General features: G+C 41.1%; 16 protein-coding genes and 1 riboswitch. Of the genes, 6 read left to right on the plus strand and 10 right to left on the minus strand.

What is annotated here, in order from left to right; all coding sequences use genetic code 11:
- Positions 1 to 102 precede the first annotated feature (102 nt).
- Both NPA43_RS17255 and NPA43_RS17260 read left to right on the plus strand, forming a co-directional pair.
- Positions 103 to 486, plus strand: coding sequence for a CidA/LrgA family holin-like protein (locus NPA43_RS17255; RefSeq protein WP_099728039.1), 384 nt, complete (start codon positions 103 to 105; stop codon positions 484 to 486).
- Positions 480 to 1,160: a CidB/LrgB family autolysis modulator gene (locus NPA43_RS17260; protein ID WP_249705351.1), complete on the plus strand. Its 681-nt coding sequence runs from the start codon at positions 480 to 482 to the stop codon at positions 1,158 to 1,160. Before NPA43_RS17255 ends, NPA43_RS17260 begins: the two co-directional genes overlap by 7 nt.
- A 37-nt stretch (positions 1,161 to 1,197) precedes the next feature.
- Here the strand turns inward: NPA43_RS17260 and NPA43_RS17265 are convergent, their stop codons facing one another.
- Positions 1,198 to 2,379, minus strand: a complete 1,182-nt coding sequence (locus tag NPA43_RS17265) for a class I SAM-dependent rRNA methyltransferase (RefSeq protein WP_256499111.1) — start codon at positions 2,377 to 2,379, stop codon at positions 1,198 to 1,200.
- Positions 2,380 to 2,497: 118 nt separating this feature from the next.
- Here NPA43_RS17265 and NPA43_RS17270 point away from each other — a divergent pair, with 118 nt between their 5' ends.
- Positions 2,498 to 2,881, plus strand: coding sequence for a glyoxalase GlxA (locus NPA43_RS17270; RefSeq protein WP_008345541.1), 384 nt, complete (start codon positions 2,498 to 2,500; stop codon positions 2,879 to 2,881).
- Between the two features lie 114 nt (positions 2,882 to 2,995).
- Here NPA43_RS17270 and NPA43_RS17275 read toward each other — a convergent pair whose 3' ends face one another.
- From NPA43_RS17275 to NPA43_RS17285, 3 genes are all read right to left on the minus strand, one after another.
- Complete coding sequence (locus NPA43_RS17275) at positions 2,996 to 3,724, minus strand: amino acid ABC transporter ATP-binding protein (RefSeq protein ID WP_305881444.1); 729 nt, start codon at positions 3,722 to 3,724, stop codon at positions 2,996 to 2,998.
- A complete protein-coding gene (locus NPA43_RS17280; protein WP_099728043.1) occupies positions 3,721 to 4,365 on the minus strand; it encodes an amino acid ABC transporter permease in 645 nt (214 codons plus the stop codon). Before NPA43_RS17280 ends, NPA43_RS17275 begins: the two co-directional genes overlap by 4 nt.
- A 70-nt stretch (positions 4,366 to 4,435) precedes the next feature.
- Positions 4,436 to 5,200, minus strand: a complete 765-nt coding sequence (locus NPA43_RS17285) for a transporter substrate-binding domain-containing protein (protein ID WP_034660424.1) — start codon at positions 5,198 to 5,200, stop codon at positions 4,436 to 4,438.
- A 528-nt stretch (positions 5,201 to 5,728) separates the two neighbouring features.
- Here NPA43_RS17285 and NPA43_RS17290 point away from each other — a divergent pair.
- Both NPA43_RS17290 and NPA43_RS17295 read left to right on the plus strand, forming a co-directional pair.
- On the plus strand, positions 5,729 to 6,814 hold the full coding sequence (locus tag NPA43_RS17290) for a Rap family tetratricopeptide repeat protein (protein WP_256499112.1): 1,086 nt from the start codon (positions 5,729 to 5,731) through the stop codon (positions 6,812 to 6,814).
- Positions 6,815 to 6,830: 16 nt separating this feature from the next.
- A complete protein-coding gene (locus NPA43_RS17295) occupies positions 6,831 to 6,983 on the plus strand; it encodes a hypothetical protein (protein WP_256499113.1) in 153 nt (50 codons plus the stop codon).
- Between the two features lie 179 nt (positions 6,984 to 7,162).
- On the opposite strand, the gene NPA43_RS17300 is transcribed toward NPA43_RS17295, so the two are convergent.
- From NPA43_RS17300 to NPA43_RS17320, 5 genes are all read right to left on the minus strand, one after another.
- Positions 7,163 to 7,795, minus strand: a complete 633-nt coding sequence (locus tag NPA43_RS17300) for a GTP pyrophosphokinase YwaC (protein ID WP_099728045.1) — start codon at positions 7,793 to 7,795, stop codon at positions 7,163 to 7,165.
- A gap of 93 nt (positions 7,796 to 7,888) precedes the next feature.
- Positions 7,889 to 8,902 carry an ABC transporter permease gene (locus NPA43_RS17305; RefSeq protein WP_256499114.1) on the minus strand — a complete coding sequence of 338 codons (1,014 nt, stop codon included), beginning with the start codon at positions 8,900 to 8,902 and terminating at the stop codon, positions 7,889 to 7,891.
- Positions 8,899 to 10,395 carry a sugar ABC transporter ATP-binding protein gene (locus tag NPA43_RS17310; RefSeq protein WP_256499115.1) on the minus strand — a complete coding sequence of 499 codons (1,497 nt, stop codon included), beginning with the start codon at positions 10,393 to 10,395 and terminating at the stop codon, positions 8,899 to 8,901. The genes NPA43_RS17305 and NPA43_RS17310 overlap by 4 nt, the downstream gene beginning before the upstream one ends.
- Before the next feature lie 72 nt (positions 10,396 to 10,467).
- Positions 10,468 to 11,586 carry a sugar ABC transporter substrate-binding protein gene (locus NPA43_RS17315; RefSeq protein WP_256499116.1) on the minus strand — a complete coding sequence of 373 codons (1,119 nt, stop codon included), beginning with the start codon at positions 11,584 to 11,586 and terminating at the stop codon, positions 10,468 to 10,470.
- A 168-nt stretch (positions 11,587 to 11,754) separates the two neighbouring features.
- Positions 11,755 to 11,864, minus strand: a riboswitch (SAM riboswitch).
- 97 nt (positions 11,865 to 11,961) lie between these two features.
- Positions 11,962 to 12,276, minus strand: a complete 315-nt coding sequence (locus tag NPA43_RS17320; protein ID WP_256499117.1) for a hypothetical protein — start codon at positions 12,274 to 12,276, stop codon at positions 11,962 to 11,964.
- Positions 12,277 to 12,451: 175 nt separating this feature from the next.
- Between NPA43_RS17320 and NPA43_RS17325 the strand changes: the two genes are divergently transcribed.
- A complete protein-coding gene (locus NPA43_RS17325; RefSeq protein WP_256499118.1) occupies positions 12,452 to 13,180 on the plus strand; it encodes a hypothetical protein in 729 nt (242 codons plus the stop codon).
- Between the two features lie 135 nt (positions 13,181 to 13,315).
- Here the strand turns inward: NPA43_RS17325 and NPA43_RS19320 are convergent, their stop codons facing one another.
- Complete coding sequence (locus tag NPA43_RS19320) at positions 13,316 to 13,462, minus strand: IS3 family transposase (protein ID WP_371930214.1); 147 nt, start codon at positions 13,460 to 13,462, stop codon at positions 13,316 to 13,318.
- Positions 13,463 to 13,537: the final 75 nt, after the last annotated feature.

A 13,537-nucleotide genomic window follows, 5' to 3' on the forward strand; every position in this document is an offset into this window, starting at 1 on the left:
ATAGAGCGTGCTGTACACTTTAAAGTAAGCTCATCAATTGGAACGTTGTCATGTTTTTGTGAAACAGTGAACAATTTATATAGAAAAAGGAGTGAACAGAAAGTGCAATTGCTCAAAACGCCGCTGATTGCTACCCTTCAGATTATGGCTTTATTTGTTTTTGCGAAATTGATGAATGTGCTGGCGGCCTTTTTGCATTTAAGAATTCCGGGCACGATCTTAGGCATTCTTGTCATTTTCTTATTACTTCATTTTAACATCATTAAATTAAAATGGATTGAACTTGGCGCCGTATGGCTGCTCGGAGAACTGCTGCTCTTCTTTATCCCGTCAGCAGTAGGTGTGATTGATTATGGAAAATTGCTTTCTCAATCTGGCACAAGTATTGTCCTTGTCGTCTTACTTAGTACCTTTGTGGTCATGCTCTCGACTGGCATGATGACGCAAATGATTGCGAAAAGAAAGGAGCGAAAAAAGCTATGTTAGTTGGCGGACTATTTCTGATCTTAACGGTTCTTTTATATCTCGGATCAAAAGCGGTGTACAAACGGCATCCGAAAGTCTATGTTTCTCCGTTACTTGTGACTCCGCTTGTCCTTGTGGCCCTGCTGTTAATCGTAAACATTCCTTACGATGCTTATAATCAAGGCGGGAAATGGCTCACGAATATGCTTCAGCCTGCGACTGTTGCTTTTGCCATTCCTTTATATAAGTATTTTCACATTCTGAAGAAGCATGCAGTGGAAATTATTTTGAATGTGGCTTGCGGTTCTGTCATCGCCATCTTATCAACGGCATTTATCGCCAAATTGTTTCATTTGGACACAAGCCTTATTGAGAGCCTTGTCCCAAGGTCGATCACAACACCAGTGGCAATGAGTGTGTCAGAAATGATCGGCGGCATGCCATCCGTTACGGCTGTATTCGTCATTTTAACGGCACTGTTCGGTTCGATCATCGGTCCAATGGTCATCCGTTATTTCCGCATTGATAATGACATTGCAATGGGCGTCCTGCTTGGTACAGGTGCACACGGGGCAGGAACATCGAAAGCCTTTGAATTAAGCTCTGTCTCAGGTACAATCTCAAGTGTATCAATGATTATTTCCGCCATTATTACATTATGTGCAGCGCCTATCCTCATGTCGTTCACCTTATAAAAAAAGCCATTTCCCCTTATTGGAAAATGGCTTTTTCTTATGCTTGAATGAAGACAACCTTCAAATAGTTTCCTTCAGGATAATTCTTAGTTGTACGGAAATCCTCGGGAAGGGTATACTCTTCGAGGATACGATACGTTTGTCCAGATTCTTTAAAGGCATCAGCAATAAATCCTTTAAATTTTTTCATTCCAAATGCACTGCTATTGGTTGATGCCACAATGACGCCGTTCTCAGCCGTGATTTGGATGGCTTCTTTTAATAGCTTTTTATAATCCTTCGCTGCACTGAATGTGTGTTTTTTCGTTCGTGCAAAGGAAGGCGGGTCTAAGATGACTAAATCATAGGTCCATCCCTTCTTCGCTGCAAATGGGAAGTATTTAAATACGTCCATGACTTTGATATCCTGTCCGTCCACATCAATTCCATTGACTTCAAACTGCTCGGATGTTTTTTTCAAGCTGCGGTTTGCGACATCCACACTTGTCGTACGGCTCGCTCCGCCAATCGCTGCTGCCACCGAGAAAGCGCCTGTGTAAGAAAATGTATTGAGCACAGTCTTTCCTTTTGCATAACGATCTCGGATTGCTTTTCTCACATGACGCTGATCAAGGAAAATGCCTGTCATAGCGCCATCATTTAAGTAAACCGCCACGTTCATACCGTTTTCTTTCACGATGAGAGGAAAGTCCCCTTTTTCTCCCTTCACAAAATCATCATCCTCAATGTATTGTCCAGACGTATCAAAGCGTTTCTTTTCATAAATTCCTTTATAGTCTGGATATACCTGCTTAAGCGCAGCCAATACATCTGCTTTTAATGTATAAACACCTTCGCTATACCATTGGATGAGATAGAATCCGTCATAATAATCAATGGTGATTCCACCAATTCCATCACCCTCTCCATTGAACACACGAAAAGCAGTCGTCTGCGTATCACGAAATAAATGCGTTCTACTTTTCGCTGCCTGCTCAAGCTTAAAGACAAAAAAGGCCTGATCTATTTTTTCGTTCGCATCAAAGGAAAGCACCCAGCCGATTCCTTTATTTTGCACACCATAATAGCCTTTTCCTAAAAAGGAGCCTCTTTCATCCACCCATTCAATGAGCTCGCCTTCCTGCACTCCGTTCACACGCGATACAGCATCTTTTGAAATGAGCGGATATCCCTTTTTCACTTGTTCTGCAAATGTTTGTTTTAATGAGATTTTTTTCATTTGTGTCATCCTTATCCTAAATTGACTCTCTCTATCCTACCATATGAATGTATACGTTACTTCTATTATGATAAGATGAGGAGAAAAATATCAACATGACATAGAGGAGGCTCTTCTTTTGACAACATTACGCTTAGATCATACAGGTATTATGGTCACGAATATTGATCAGTCCATTGATTTTTATGAAAAAGTTGTGGGCATGAAATTAAAGGATCGGATCACTCATACAAACGGAGTGATTGAGCTTGCATTTCTTGGATTCAAAGACGAAGCAGAAACGGAAATTGAGCTCATTCAGGGCTACAGCAGTGACCTGCCATCTGAAGGAAAGGTCCACCATCTCGCCTTCACAACAGACAATATTCATGCTGAATTCAACCGTATTCAAAAGCTGCAAATTGAATTAATAGATGAGGAAATCACAACATTGCCAAATGGATATTGCTACTTCTTTTTCAGAGGACCAGATCAAGAATGGATTGAATTCTTCCAGCGCTAATATTTCCTAGGAAATTGGGTGGCTATCCTATCTTCATATGAATGGCGATGTCTCTTATGATCCATTTATTTATAAAAAAGAGTAAGAGCATGTATATCTGCCCTTACTCTTTTTTTATAGCACCTTGCTAAGGAATGATTTTGTACGCTCATGCTGCGGGTTTCCAAAGAGTGCTTCCGGTTTGTCTTCTTCGACGATATAACCGCCATCCATAAAGATCACGCGGTCTCCTACCTCTCTTGCAAAGCCCATTTCATGTGTGACCACAATCATCGTCATGCCTTCGACTGCTAATTGTTTCATAACAGCTAATACATCCCCAACGACCTCAGGGTCAAGTGCCGATGTCGGTTCATCGAATAATAGCACTTTCGGGTCCATCGCCAAGGCTCTTGCAATGGCGACACGCTGTTTTTGTCCACCAGATAATTGGTTAGGATAGCTTTTGGCTTTGTCCTTTAAGCCGACCTTTTCAAGCAAGTCTATGGCTTTATCGACTGCCGCCTTCTTTTCGACACCTTTTACCTTAATTGGTGCGATCGTGATATTTTCTAAAACCGTTTTATGAGGAAATAAATTAAAGTGCTGAAATACCATGCCCACTTCTTGCCGTACTTTATTGATGTTAACCTTTGGATCTGTAATCGTATGTCCATGGACAATGACTTCTCCAGCAGTAATATCCTCTAATTTATTAAGACATCGTAGAAACGTGCTTTTTCCTGATCCAGAGGGACCAATGACACACACTACCTCCTTTTCCTCAATGACTGCATTCATATCCTTTAAAACTTCGTTTTCACCAAAGGATTTCTTTAAATTTTTCACCGTAATCATACTCATTTGATATCAAATCTCCTTTCTGCATAGCTAGCCAGTAGAGAAAGTAAATAAATGATCACGAAATAAATGACACCGACAATGAGCCAGACATTTAAAGGATCAAATGTAGCCGATGCTTGTACTTGCCCTCGCTGCATAATATCGGCGATCCCGATAATAGATAAGAGGGACGTGTCCTTTAAGCTGATGATGGCTTGGTTTGTAATCGCTGGAAGCATCCGGCGAAATGCCTGCGGAAGGACAATAAAGCGCATGTTTTGTCCCCCTGTAAAACCTAGAGAGCGTGCGGCTTCTGTTTGTCCTTTATCAATGGACTGAATCCCTGCACGAATAATTTCTGAGAAATAAGCCCCCGCATTAATCGCTACTGTAATAATCCCTGCCGGCACTCGATCAAGCGAAATGAATTCAAGTGTATTCAAACCAAAATAAATGAAGAATAGCTGTACGATAAACGGCGTACCTCGAATGGCATTTACAAAAACGAGTGCGATGAAATTCAAGACTTTAAATGGTGACAGGCGGAATAATGCCACAATTAAACCGATGATAAATCCTAAAATGATAGCAACAACAAAGATGTATAAAGTGGTTTGCAAACCATCCATTAAATATGGAAATGCATTCATAATCGTATCCATGTTTCTCCCTCCCTAATTCACATACGATGTACACATAAAGAAAGCGCGCTCGGAGCGCGCCTCGCTTGTGTTATGACTTCAAATATTTATCAATGATTTTGTCATATTCACCGTTTTTCTTTAGGTTCTCTAGGCCTTTATTGATTTTCTTCAGTAAGTCTTGGTTTTTCCCCTTCATCACAGAGATACCGTATTGGTCCCCATTCAAACGGTCTCCAACTGTTTTCAATTTTAAATCTTGTTGGGCGATCGCATACGTAATGACAGGATAATCCTCGATCAATGCATCTGCATTTCCATTCGATACTTCTTGGAACATAGATGGACTGTCATTAAATTGAACAACTTCATACCCATATTTATCTGCGTTATCTGATGCAAATTTTGCTCCTGTTGTCCCATTTTTAACAGCTAGCTTTTTCCCCTTTAAATCATCAATTGATTTGATGCTGCTGTCCTTTTTCACGACAACTGTCAGTCCAGCGTCGAAATATGGATCTGAGAAATCTACTTTCTTTTTACGCTCATCTGTAATACTCATCCCGCCCATTCCCACATCAAGCTGACCTGCTTGCATCGCTGGAATGATCCCTGAGAAGTCCATTGCTTCAAGCTTCACTTTGAAATCTTGGTCCTTTGCAATCGCGTTAATTAAATCAACGTCTATTCCTTCATATTTACCGCCCTTTTCAAATTCAAATGGCGGATATGTTGTATCTATCCCAATTTTATATGTGCCTTTGCCTTCTCCCGAACCGCTGTCCGATTTCGATCCACAGGCTGCCATGACAAGCACAACAATTAGTCCCATGATCAGTAACATCGATTTCTTCATAAAACACGACCCCCTATTGTCAGTTTTGTCTAAATATTCGCAATAACAATATTACTATACCACGCTAAATCTATGGTGTGTGATGTTTTTTATCAATACCAAAGATCTATACAATTCTAGATCAATAGTCTCTTTAAATTTTACTTTTTTGCGAATAACTCATTTTATTCTGAAAGAAGAGGGATTCACAATCATGATGTAAGATAATCTCACGTAAAAATGAGTCTGCACCTTGAAAATCGCCGTTTCTTTCTCTTCTACGAAAAAACACTCATCGACCGCCATTCTCTCTCTATTGATATTGCAATATATTTTTTCAAAAACCCTCTATTTACCTAAAAAAATGTAAGCGTATACAAAATCCTTGGAATCCCTTTATTTTTCACTATTGGTTGAATTTACATCAAAAAACATGTTTTACAATTCGCGAGAGAGCGCTTAAAATATAAGAAGATACTTAATATGGAAAGTTGATTCAAATGACCGGAAATCGAAATAGACGGATAGATGAAGAAAGGAGGATATGAGTTGGAAGAAACTAGGGTTTTGTCGTCCGTTGATGTAGCGAATATGCTAAATGACTGGTATGTCATGATGAAAAAAAGAGAGATACAAGAAGCGATACAGCTAAAAGAAGACATTCTTCAAGCGTTTGATCGAATGGAAGAGAATCAAGACGTCTTACTTTACTATCAATTACTAGAATACCGATTTAAGGATCTCATCGAAGATACAGCTTCGTTAGATCATAGTCTTTTTGTTGATGAAAATGCGATCCGTACGGATGATATGCTCAGCTACTATTTCTATTTCTTTAAAGGCATGTATGAAATGCGCAGAGGGAATCAAGATACGGCATTTCATCATTTAAAATTGGCCGAGGAAAAATTAGACCTCGTGCACGATGACATTGAAAAAGCAGAATTTCATTATAAAACTGGATGCCTATACTATAATATTAGGTCCACGCTTCTCTCCATACACCACTTAAAGATGGCTTCATCTATTTACGACGCAGATCCATGTTATGTGAAAAAATCAATCAGCTGTCAAATGATGCTTGCTTTGAATTATGCTGATCAATCGAAATATGATGAGGCAGTGACGTTGTTTGAAGAAGTGATTCATTCACTAGAACAGATGGAAGACCCAGACTTACTTGGTCACGCGTATTGCAATGCAGCCTTTATTAAAAGTTTAAGAAATGAATACAGTGAAGCTGTACCGCTCCTAGAAAAAGCTTTATTCATTGAGACATTCGAAACTTCTTCTCCAGGCGGCTATTTACTTGCCATGTATGCCTACACAAAAGCACTATTTAAGCTGAAAAAGCCTGGTTTGTTCCACTATTACGTACAGCTTTCACTTCAAAAAGCAGAAAATTTAAAACAACGAAACATTTCACTTAAATTATCCATTTTAGAAACACTCATGCTTCAGCCAGACAACATGATCGAGCAAATCATGTCTTATTGTGATCAATTAGAATCAATGAATTTCCTTGTCGATCTTGAAGCCATCTGTCAGGATGTAGCAGCTTACTTAACGGATAATGGGCTTCATGAAGAATCCACTTATTTTTGGAACAAGGCGTTGTCCTTAAAAACTTGTTAAGAATATGGAGTGATGTATGATGAAGAAATGGCTCATCACAAGTGCGATTTTTACGCTCTTGATAACAGGTATTTTCATTGGAACTTCTAGCCAAAAAGACAGCCAATCTGCACAATCTCAAGACAAGAGTACGATCATTCAAAAGAGAGATCGCGGAACCAACCCTTAATATGGAAGCCTTTGTCTTCTTTTCAGCGTGATAGAAAACCTTTGCAGTCTAGGAAGGACGAGTACCGGAGCGGAGCGAATTTGAGATTCGTGAGCACCAGCACGCAGGACTGACACAGAATGCGAGGGTTTGTCTACACGCTGAGAGTAGCTGTCAAAAACAGCTACTCTTTTTATCTGCTAATCAATTTCTCGTTTGATATTTTGCATTTTTTCATCTAAGTAATGGGCGATATCTGCCGCTTCCTTCAGTTCATCGGTGAGCTGATGAGGGACATCGTTTTGCAGTTTATAATAGATTTTATGTTCAAGACTCGCCCAGAAATCCATCGCAATGGTCCGAACCTGAATCTCGACCTTCACATGCTCCACACGATTCGTTAAGTAGACAGGAATCTCAACAATTAAATGAAGACTTCTGTAGCCGTTTGGCTTTGGATGTTGAATGTAATCCTTCACTTCAAGGATCTTTAAATCTTCTCTTTGCCTCAATACATCAATAACGTTATAGATATCCTGAATAAAGGAGCAGATGATGCGTACTCCAGCGATATCATGAATATGCTCCTTTGCACATTGTGTAGTGATGTCGCATCCCTTTCTTGCTAGCTTATTTACGATGCTTTCAAAGGATTTGATCCGTGATTTTGTATGCTCTATTGGGTTATGTCCATGGATTAAATTATATTCCTGACTAATTATTGAAAACTTTGTATCCATTTCATCTAACGCAAATTTATATACTAATAATTCATTTTTCCAGTCTTCCATGACACTTTTCAAATCTTCTACATGAGTTGCTGACATATTCATTCTATTTGTCATCTCCTTTTGGCAAACGGCGGTTACACCGCTTTCCGTTTACTAGACGGAGAGAGGACTCGAATGGTTTTAAAAAAATACGTCTTAGCTACGCTGCTTGTAATACGTCAGCGCCAGCGCAAGTGCAAGCACCGATCCTTTCACAATGTCCATCGCATAGTAAGGGACAGACATCATCACAAGTCCATTTTGTAAAATACCGATGAGCACAGCACCAATAAAAGTGCCAAATGCGTTTGGCTTACCTGCTCCCATGACAGAAAAGCCGATAAAGGCAGCCGCTACTCCATCCATTAAATAAGGCGCTCCAGCATTAATTTCTGCTGTCATCACCCTTGACGCCAGTACAATACCACCTATCGCTGCAAATAAAGCAGAGAGAAGATATGCTGCGATTTTGTATTTGTTCACATGAATGCCAGACAATCGAGCCGCTTCCTTATTCCCACCGATGATGTACATCAATCGGCCATGCTTTGTGTAGGTCATGAAAACATGTGCAAATAGCACGATGGCTGCCATAATCAGAATGATATATGGCACCTGTCCGATTTTACTGAAAAAGGCGGGGATGGTACCAGTCGAGAAAGTACCATCAGGCAGCACCATATTTTCAGAAATGGTCGCACCTTTCGTATAGGTTTGTGCCAGCCCTTGAATGATAAACATCATGGCTAATGTCATAAGCATATCTGGAATCTTCATTTTGACAATCATCCATGCATTCAGTAAACCAACAATAATAGAAGCCGCTAGCGCAGAGAGGATCGCAATCAGTGGATTTTGCGAGAACCATACAAACATAGAGATTACAATCGCATTCGATAACGTAGCGACTGAGCCTACTGATAAATCAAAGCCATTCACTGCCAATGATATCGTTAAGCCCACCGCAATGATGGTGACAATTGAGATAGATCGTAAAATGTTGATGATATTCCCTGATTGCAAAAACGCTGGATTCGCTGCCGCAAATACCACGATCAAAACGACAATCGTTAAGATAGTGCCGTATTGATAAAAGAAATCAAACAGGTGAAATGATGGCCGCTGTTTTTTCATTTGCTGCACAGGGGCTGAAATTTGTCGTTCGCTCATGATTGTCCTCCTGTTGAATGATATAAAAGCTCTTCTTCTGTCGTTGGTGCGGTCATTTCCCGGGCAATGCTGCCATCATATAGCACGTATACTCGATCTGCGATGCCCGCAATTTCCGCCAGCTCACTTGACGCATAAATCACGGACTTTCCCCGGGCGGCAAGTTCTGCAATAAGAGAGAAAATGTCTTTTTTCGCTCCAACGTCTACGCCTTTGGTTGGTTCATCAAAGAGATACACATCCGCCTCAGCTAGCAGCCATTTTCCAATGGCAATCTTCTGCTGATTTCCACCAGATAAATGCTTTACCTTCGCCTCAAGAGAAGGCGTTTTGACGCCAAGCCGTTTGACGATTTCACCTGCTGCCTGCTTTTCCTTAGGACGATGTAAGAAGCTGAGCACCCGTGAGAATGAGCGAAGACTTGCAGCTGTTAAGTTCCATCCCACGGTCTCTTCCGTTAGAATCCCTTCTTTTCTCCGCTCCTCGGGAACAAGTGCCAAGCCGGCTCTCACGGCTTGATGAGGCGATTTGATTTGAATGGTTTTACCATGAAGCTGCACAGTGCCCGCCTTCTTTTCTGAGGCGCCGAAAAGGACTTTGCACAACTCTGTTTTACCAGCACCGACAAGTCCTGCAATCCCGAGAATTTCTCCCTTTTTCACATGAAGATGAATGTTGCTTAATTTATGCTGGTCGTATAACTGTTTCACTTCAAGCACAATAGGTGCATCCTTCAAAGGTGTACGGGGCGGGAATTGCTCCTCTAATGGCGCGCCTAGCATTTCCTCAATGATCTGCTGGGGATTGGTGTCTTTGACGAGGTGTGCCGCCACATCGGTTCCATTTCGCATCACAGTCAGCTCATCACAGATGTTGAAAATTTCGGGCATGCGATGGGAGATAAAAACGATGCCCGTTCCATTCTTTTTCAGCTGATCAATCATTGAGAATAACTTGCTTGTTTCCGCATGACTAAGCGGAGCGGTTGGTTCATCTAAAATTAAAATGCTGCATTTGATCGAAACGGCCTTGGCAATGAGCACCATCTGTTTTTCTGCAAGTGTCAGATCACTCACAAGACGTTTTGTGGAGATGTCGATGTCCATCTCTTTTAATAGTTGAGCCGCCTTGCGATGAAGCTCTTTCCAGCGGACAAATGATTTTTTCTCAATCTCATGCATCATCATGTTCTCACCAACACTTAGATAGGGAACAAGAGCCGTATCCAATTCTTGATGGACCGTCTGCACACCGTATGAGGCCGCTTCCTTTGGTGTTTGAATCGATGCAGCCTTGCCATTGATGTGGATGGTTCCTTCAAAATGCGAATGAACGCCAGAAAGAACTTTCATTAACGTTGACTTCCCAGCACCATTCGCTCCAATCAGCGCATGGACCGTGCCTTTTTTTAATGTGAAATTCACTTGATCCAGCGCTTTAACCCCAGGGAATTCAATCGAAATGTTCTTCATACAAACAAGCGGCGAAGTCATAGGTGTCCTCCTTGTCTATTGATCGGCATTTGAAAAACGAAACACCCTCTATGGAAAGAGAGTGTACGTTGTTTATTTTGCATAATGTTTCTTCAAGGTCTTCATCCAATCTTCTTCAAAAGCAGTAGATGAACCGAACCCCTTTACTTCTTCCGCAAGATTGACCATATTGATGGCCTTGCCTGCTTGTTGAAGCTGCTTTTGTGAAATGAGAGAGGCCTCAAGGTCATAGGAAGATGGTGTTTTCTCTCCAGCTATTTTCTTCGCAAGAATTCTCACGTCAACAGCGCCGATGAGCTTCGGATCAACCGCTGCTGTGTACTTCCATGGACTTTCTTTCGCTGTCATTTCTTGAAGATCAGCATTTGACACATCAATCCCGTAAATCTTCACTTCTGTTCTTCCTGCTTCCTTTAGCGCTCTTGCTGCGCCAATGGCAAAGGCATCCCACGTGGCAAAAATAGCGTCAAGTTTACCCTTTGGATATTTATTCAGCATGGCTGCTACTGCATTTTGCGTTTGAACAGACGTATCAGAGGAAGCAATGCCAAAGCGGTCAAGTTCCTTGATCCCTTTGTGTTGGTTGAGCGTTTCTTGATAGACCTTGTTTCGTCTCACCATTGGCGGGAACCCATCTACCCAGAGGTATGCAATATTTGCTTTTCCTTTAAAATCAGATACGAGTGCGTCTAATGATTTTTTCGCTAATTGTTCGTCATCTTGAGACGTCACTGTGACCCCTTTGATGTCCTTCAGCTTAGGATTCGAATCAAACGCTACGACTGGAATGCCCTTCGCTGTGATCTTTTTCACGTCAGCGACGGTCGCCTCGTCGTCCCCATGAGAGATGATAAAGCCATCATAATTTTCTTCCAGCGCCTGAGAGATCGCATCATGGAATTTCGCTGTATTTCCATTTGCGGTGTAGACATCTACCGTAAAGCCAAGCGCTTCACCTTCTGCCTTCGTCCCAGCTAAAAACTGCGCTGTATGATCATCTCCTCCGATTTTACGGATGACTTTAATTTTTGCTCCCTGTCCCTTTGCAAATCGCTTCGGTACATTGTCAAAGGAGACCTTTTCGTTCGCATTTGCCTTTGAGCCTGCACTTGATCCAGTGCCGCAGCCCGTTAATAGGATCGTCAATACCATTAATAATATAAGACATGATGTAAAATGCTTACGCTTCATTGCTGTTCCTCCTCAAGTTGTTTTTATTTTCCACATCGGAAAACTAGGTAAAACAGTGGGAAAACGCCAGTAAACTGTTCTTTCATTTGAAAAAGAGACGAAAAAAAGCCTCTCCTGGAAGAGAGGCTTGATCACCGTTGCATGAAACATGTATCGGGAAATCTTCCTCTCTTATCTGTCAAAGCTGTAACAGCTTTGCAGGAATTAGCACCAATTTCTATAGTAGAAACGGTTGCCGGGCGTCATAGGGCCAGTCCCTCTGCCTCTCTTGATAAGAGATCCGTTATGAAATTTGTTTTCGTTGAAATGTCTTCTTTACTTTAATGTGATGTAACATCAATGTCAATGACTTTTTTGAAAATTCCTAAAATATCATCAGCTTCCGATGATTTTCTTAGCAGGTGATGATTTCTTGAGACGAAAATCATATTTTTTCTCATTCACAAATTGTGGATTGAGATGTGCTGATCCTTTATCTTGACCGCTTTTAGAGCGGTACGTTTTGTAGCCTTCCATCCATTTCCCGCGCCATACCCACTGTGATGACTTCGCACCTTTTCGGTCGTCATACACGTTCTTCTGGAAGGTATTCTGTTGATTCACTCCATAAAGATTCACGACTAAGTAATGCGAGGCACTCGCTGTCATGATATTATTCGCGATTCGATTGTTCACGGCTTGATATTGCATTAACAATTGACCGCCTTCTAAGCCGGCTGTATAACTTATGAAAACGATGCCTAAAACGCCGGAAGGCTTAACCTTAAACCAAGCAGCATAGTACCTGCAGACGAACCGGAATTTTATTGCTGCTTATATCAAAGAAGGCATTCTTCCCGCTTCAGAAGGGCAGGTAAAAGGACGAATGATTCCGCTAATTAAAGAAAGCGATCTAAAAGAATTCGGTGAGCTGCACGAAAAGAAAATTTGGGAAGACCGGCTTTCCCAGCGCCAGTATTACAATAAAAAAGCGAAAGAAGCGGTGTACCAGCGCTTTTCTTCCCCTTCCATTCCAGAAGCGAGACTTATGCGCAAAGGTTTAATGGACTGCTACTTTATCGTGCCTGGAACCGATGATACGTTCAGCTACATGGAAGGAATCTACACACATAGGTTAACACCGGACTATTCCCTCGAAATGGGCAAGCGCAGCACGAAGCCTGGATATGCAGTGCTTAATTTACCGGCAACTTACTCCCTCACCTATCAAGTGATGGATCTGCTTTATCAGCAGGTTTTAGTGGCCAATCTATATATGGAACGCTTAAAAGGCCGATGGGTCATTCACATGAAAGATGCCCGGTTAACTAGTGTATCTAGTGAGTTAGCCGATTTTATTAAGCGGTCGGCTAAACAAGGGCGTGTGCGGTATGTTCCAGAATATAATGCACTTAGTATTGAATCACAGGAAGAATTGCTGTCGGTTTCCCTATCCGTGGACATTAAGGATTGGCTAAGAAAGCAAGGTGAACAGACAGGCAAAAGCATGCAGGAAATTGCGGCAGAGATTCTTGAAGAAGTGTATAAACGCGAACAAGGACGAAGCGGGGATAATACGAATCATTTTCAAGTATTAAATCAAGATCGGATCTGACTTATCTAAGTCCGTTCTTTATTTTATATCCCGTGATTGTAATTATCTAGTTCCTGTTGCTTTATTAAATAAGTGAAAACCTGCATCAAAAGCTATGTGGAAGTGATCTAACCCAATAAAGTTAGATAAAAAAGTTTAGGCAGCTTCCAAGACCTGAGTCCTGTATTTTATTGGACTTAGGTCATTTAATTTTGCTATCATTCGTTTTTGGTTGCAATAATAAACATACTCTTCTAATTCTCGTTCAAAATGTTCAATATTTGAATTTAGCACATTGTACATAAAACTAAAATTTATATAAAATAACCATGATGCTTATAATCTAATTTCAAATCAAACACCCTAGCTTTGAAAATG

This window comes from Bacillus pumilus (genome assembly GCF_024498355.1).
Classification (GTDB): Bacteria; Bacillota; Bacilli; order Bacillales; family Bacillaceae; genus Bacillus; species Bacillus pumilus_P.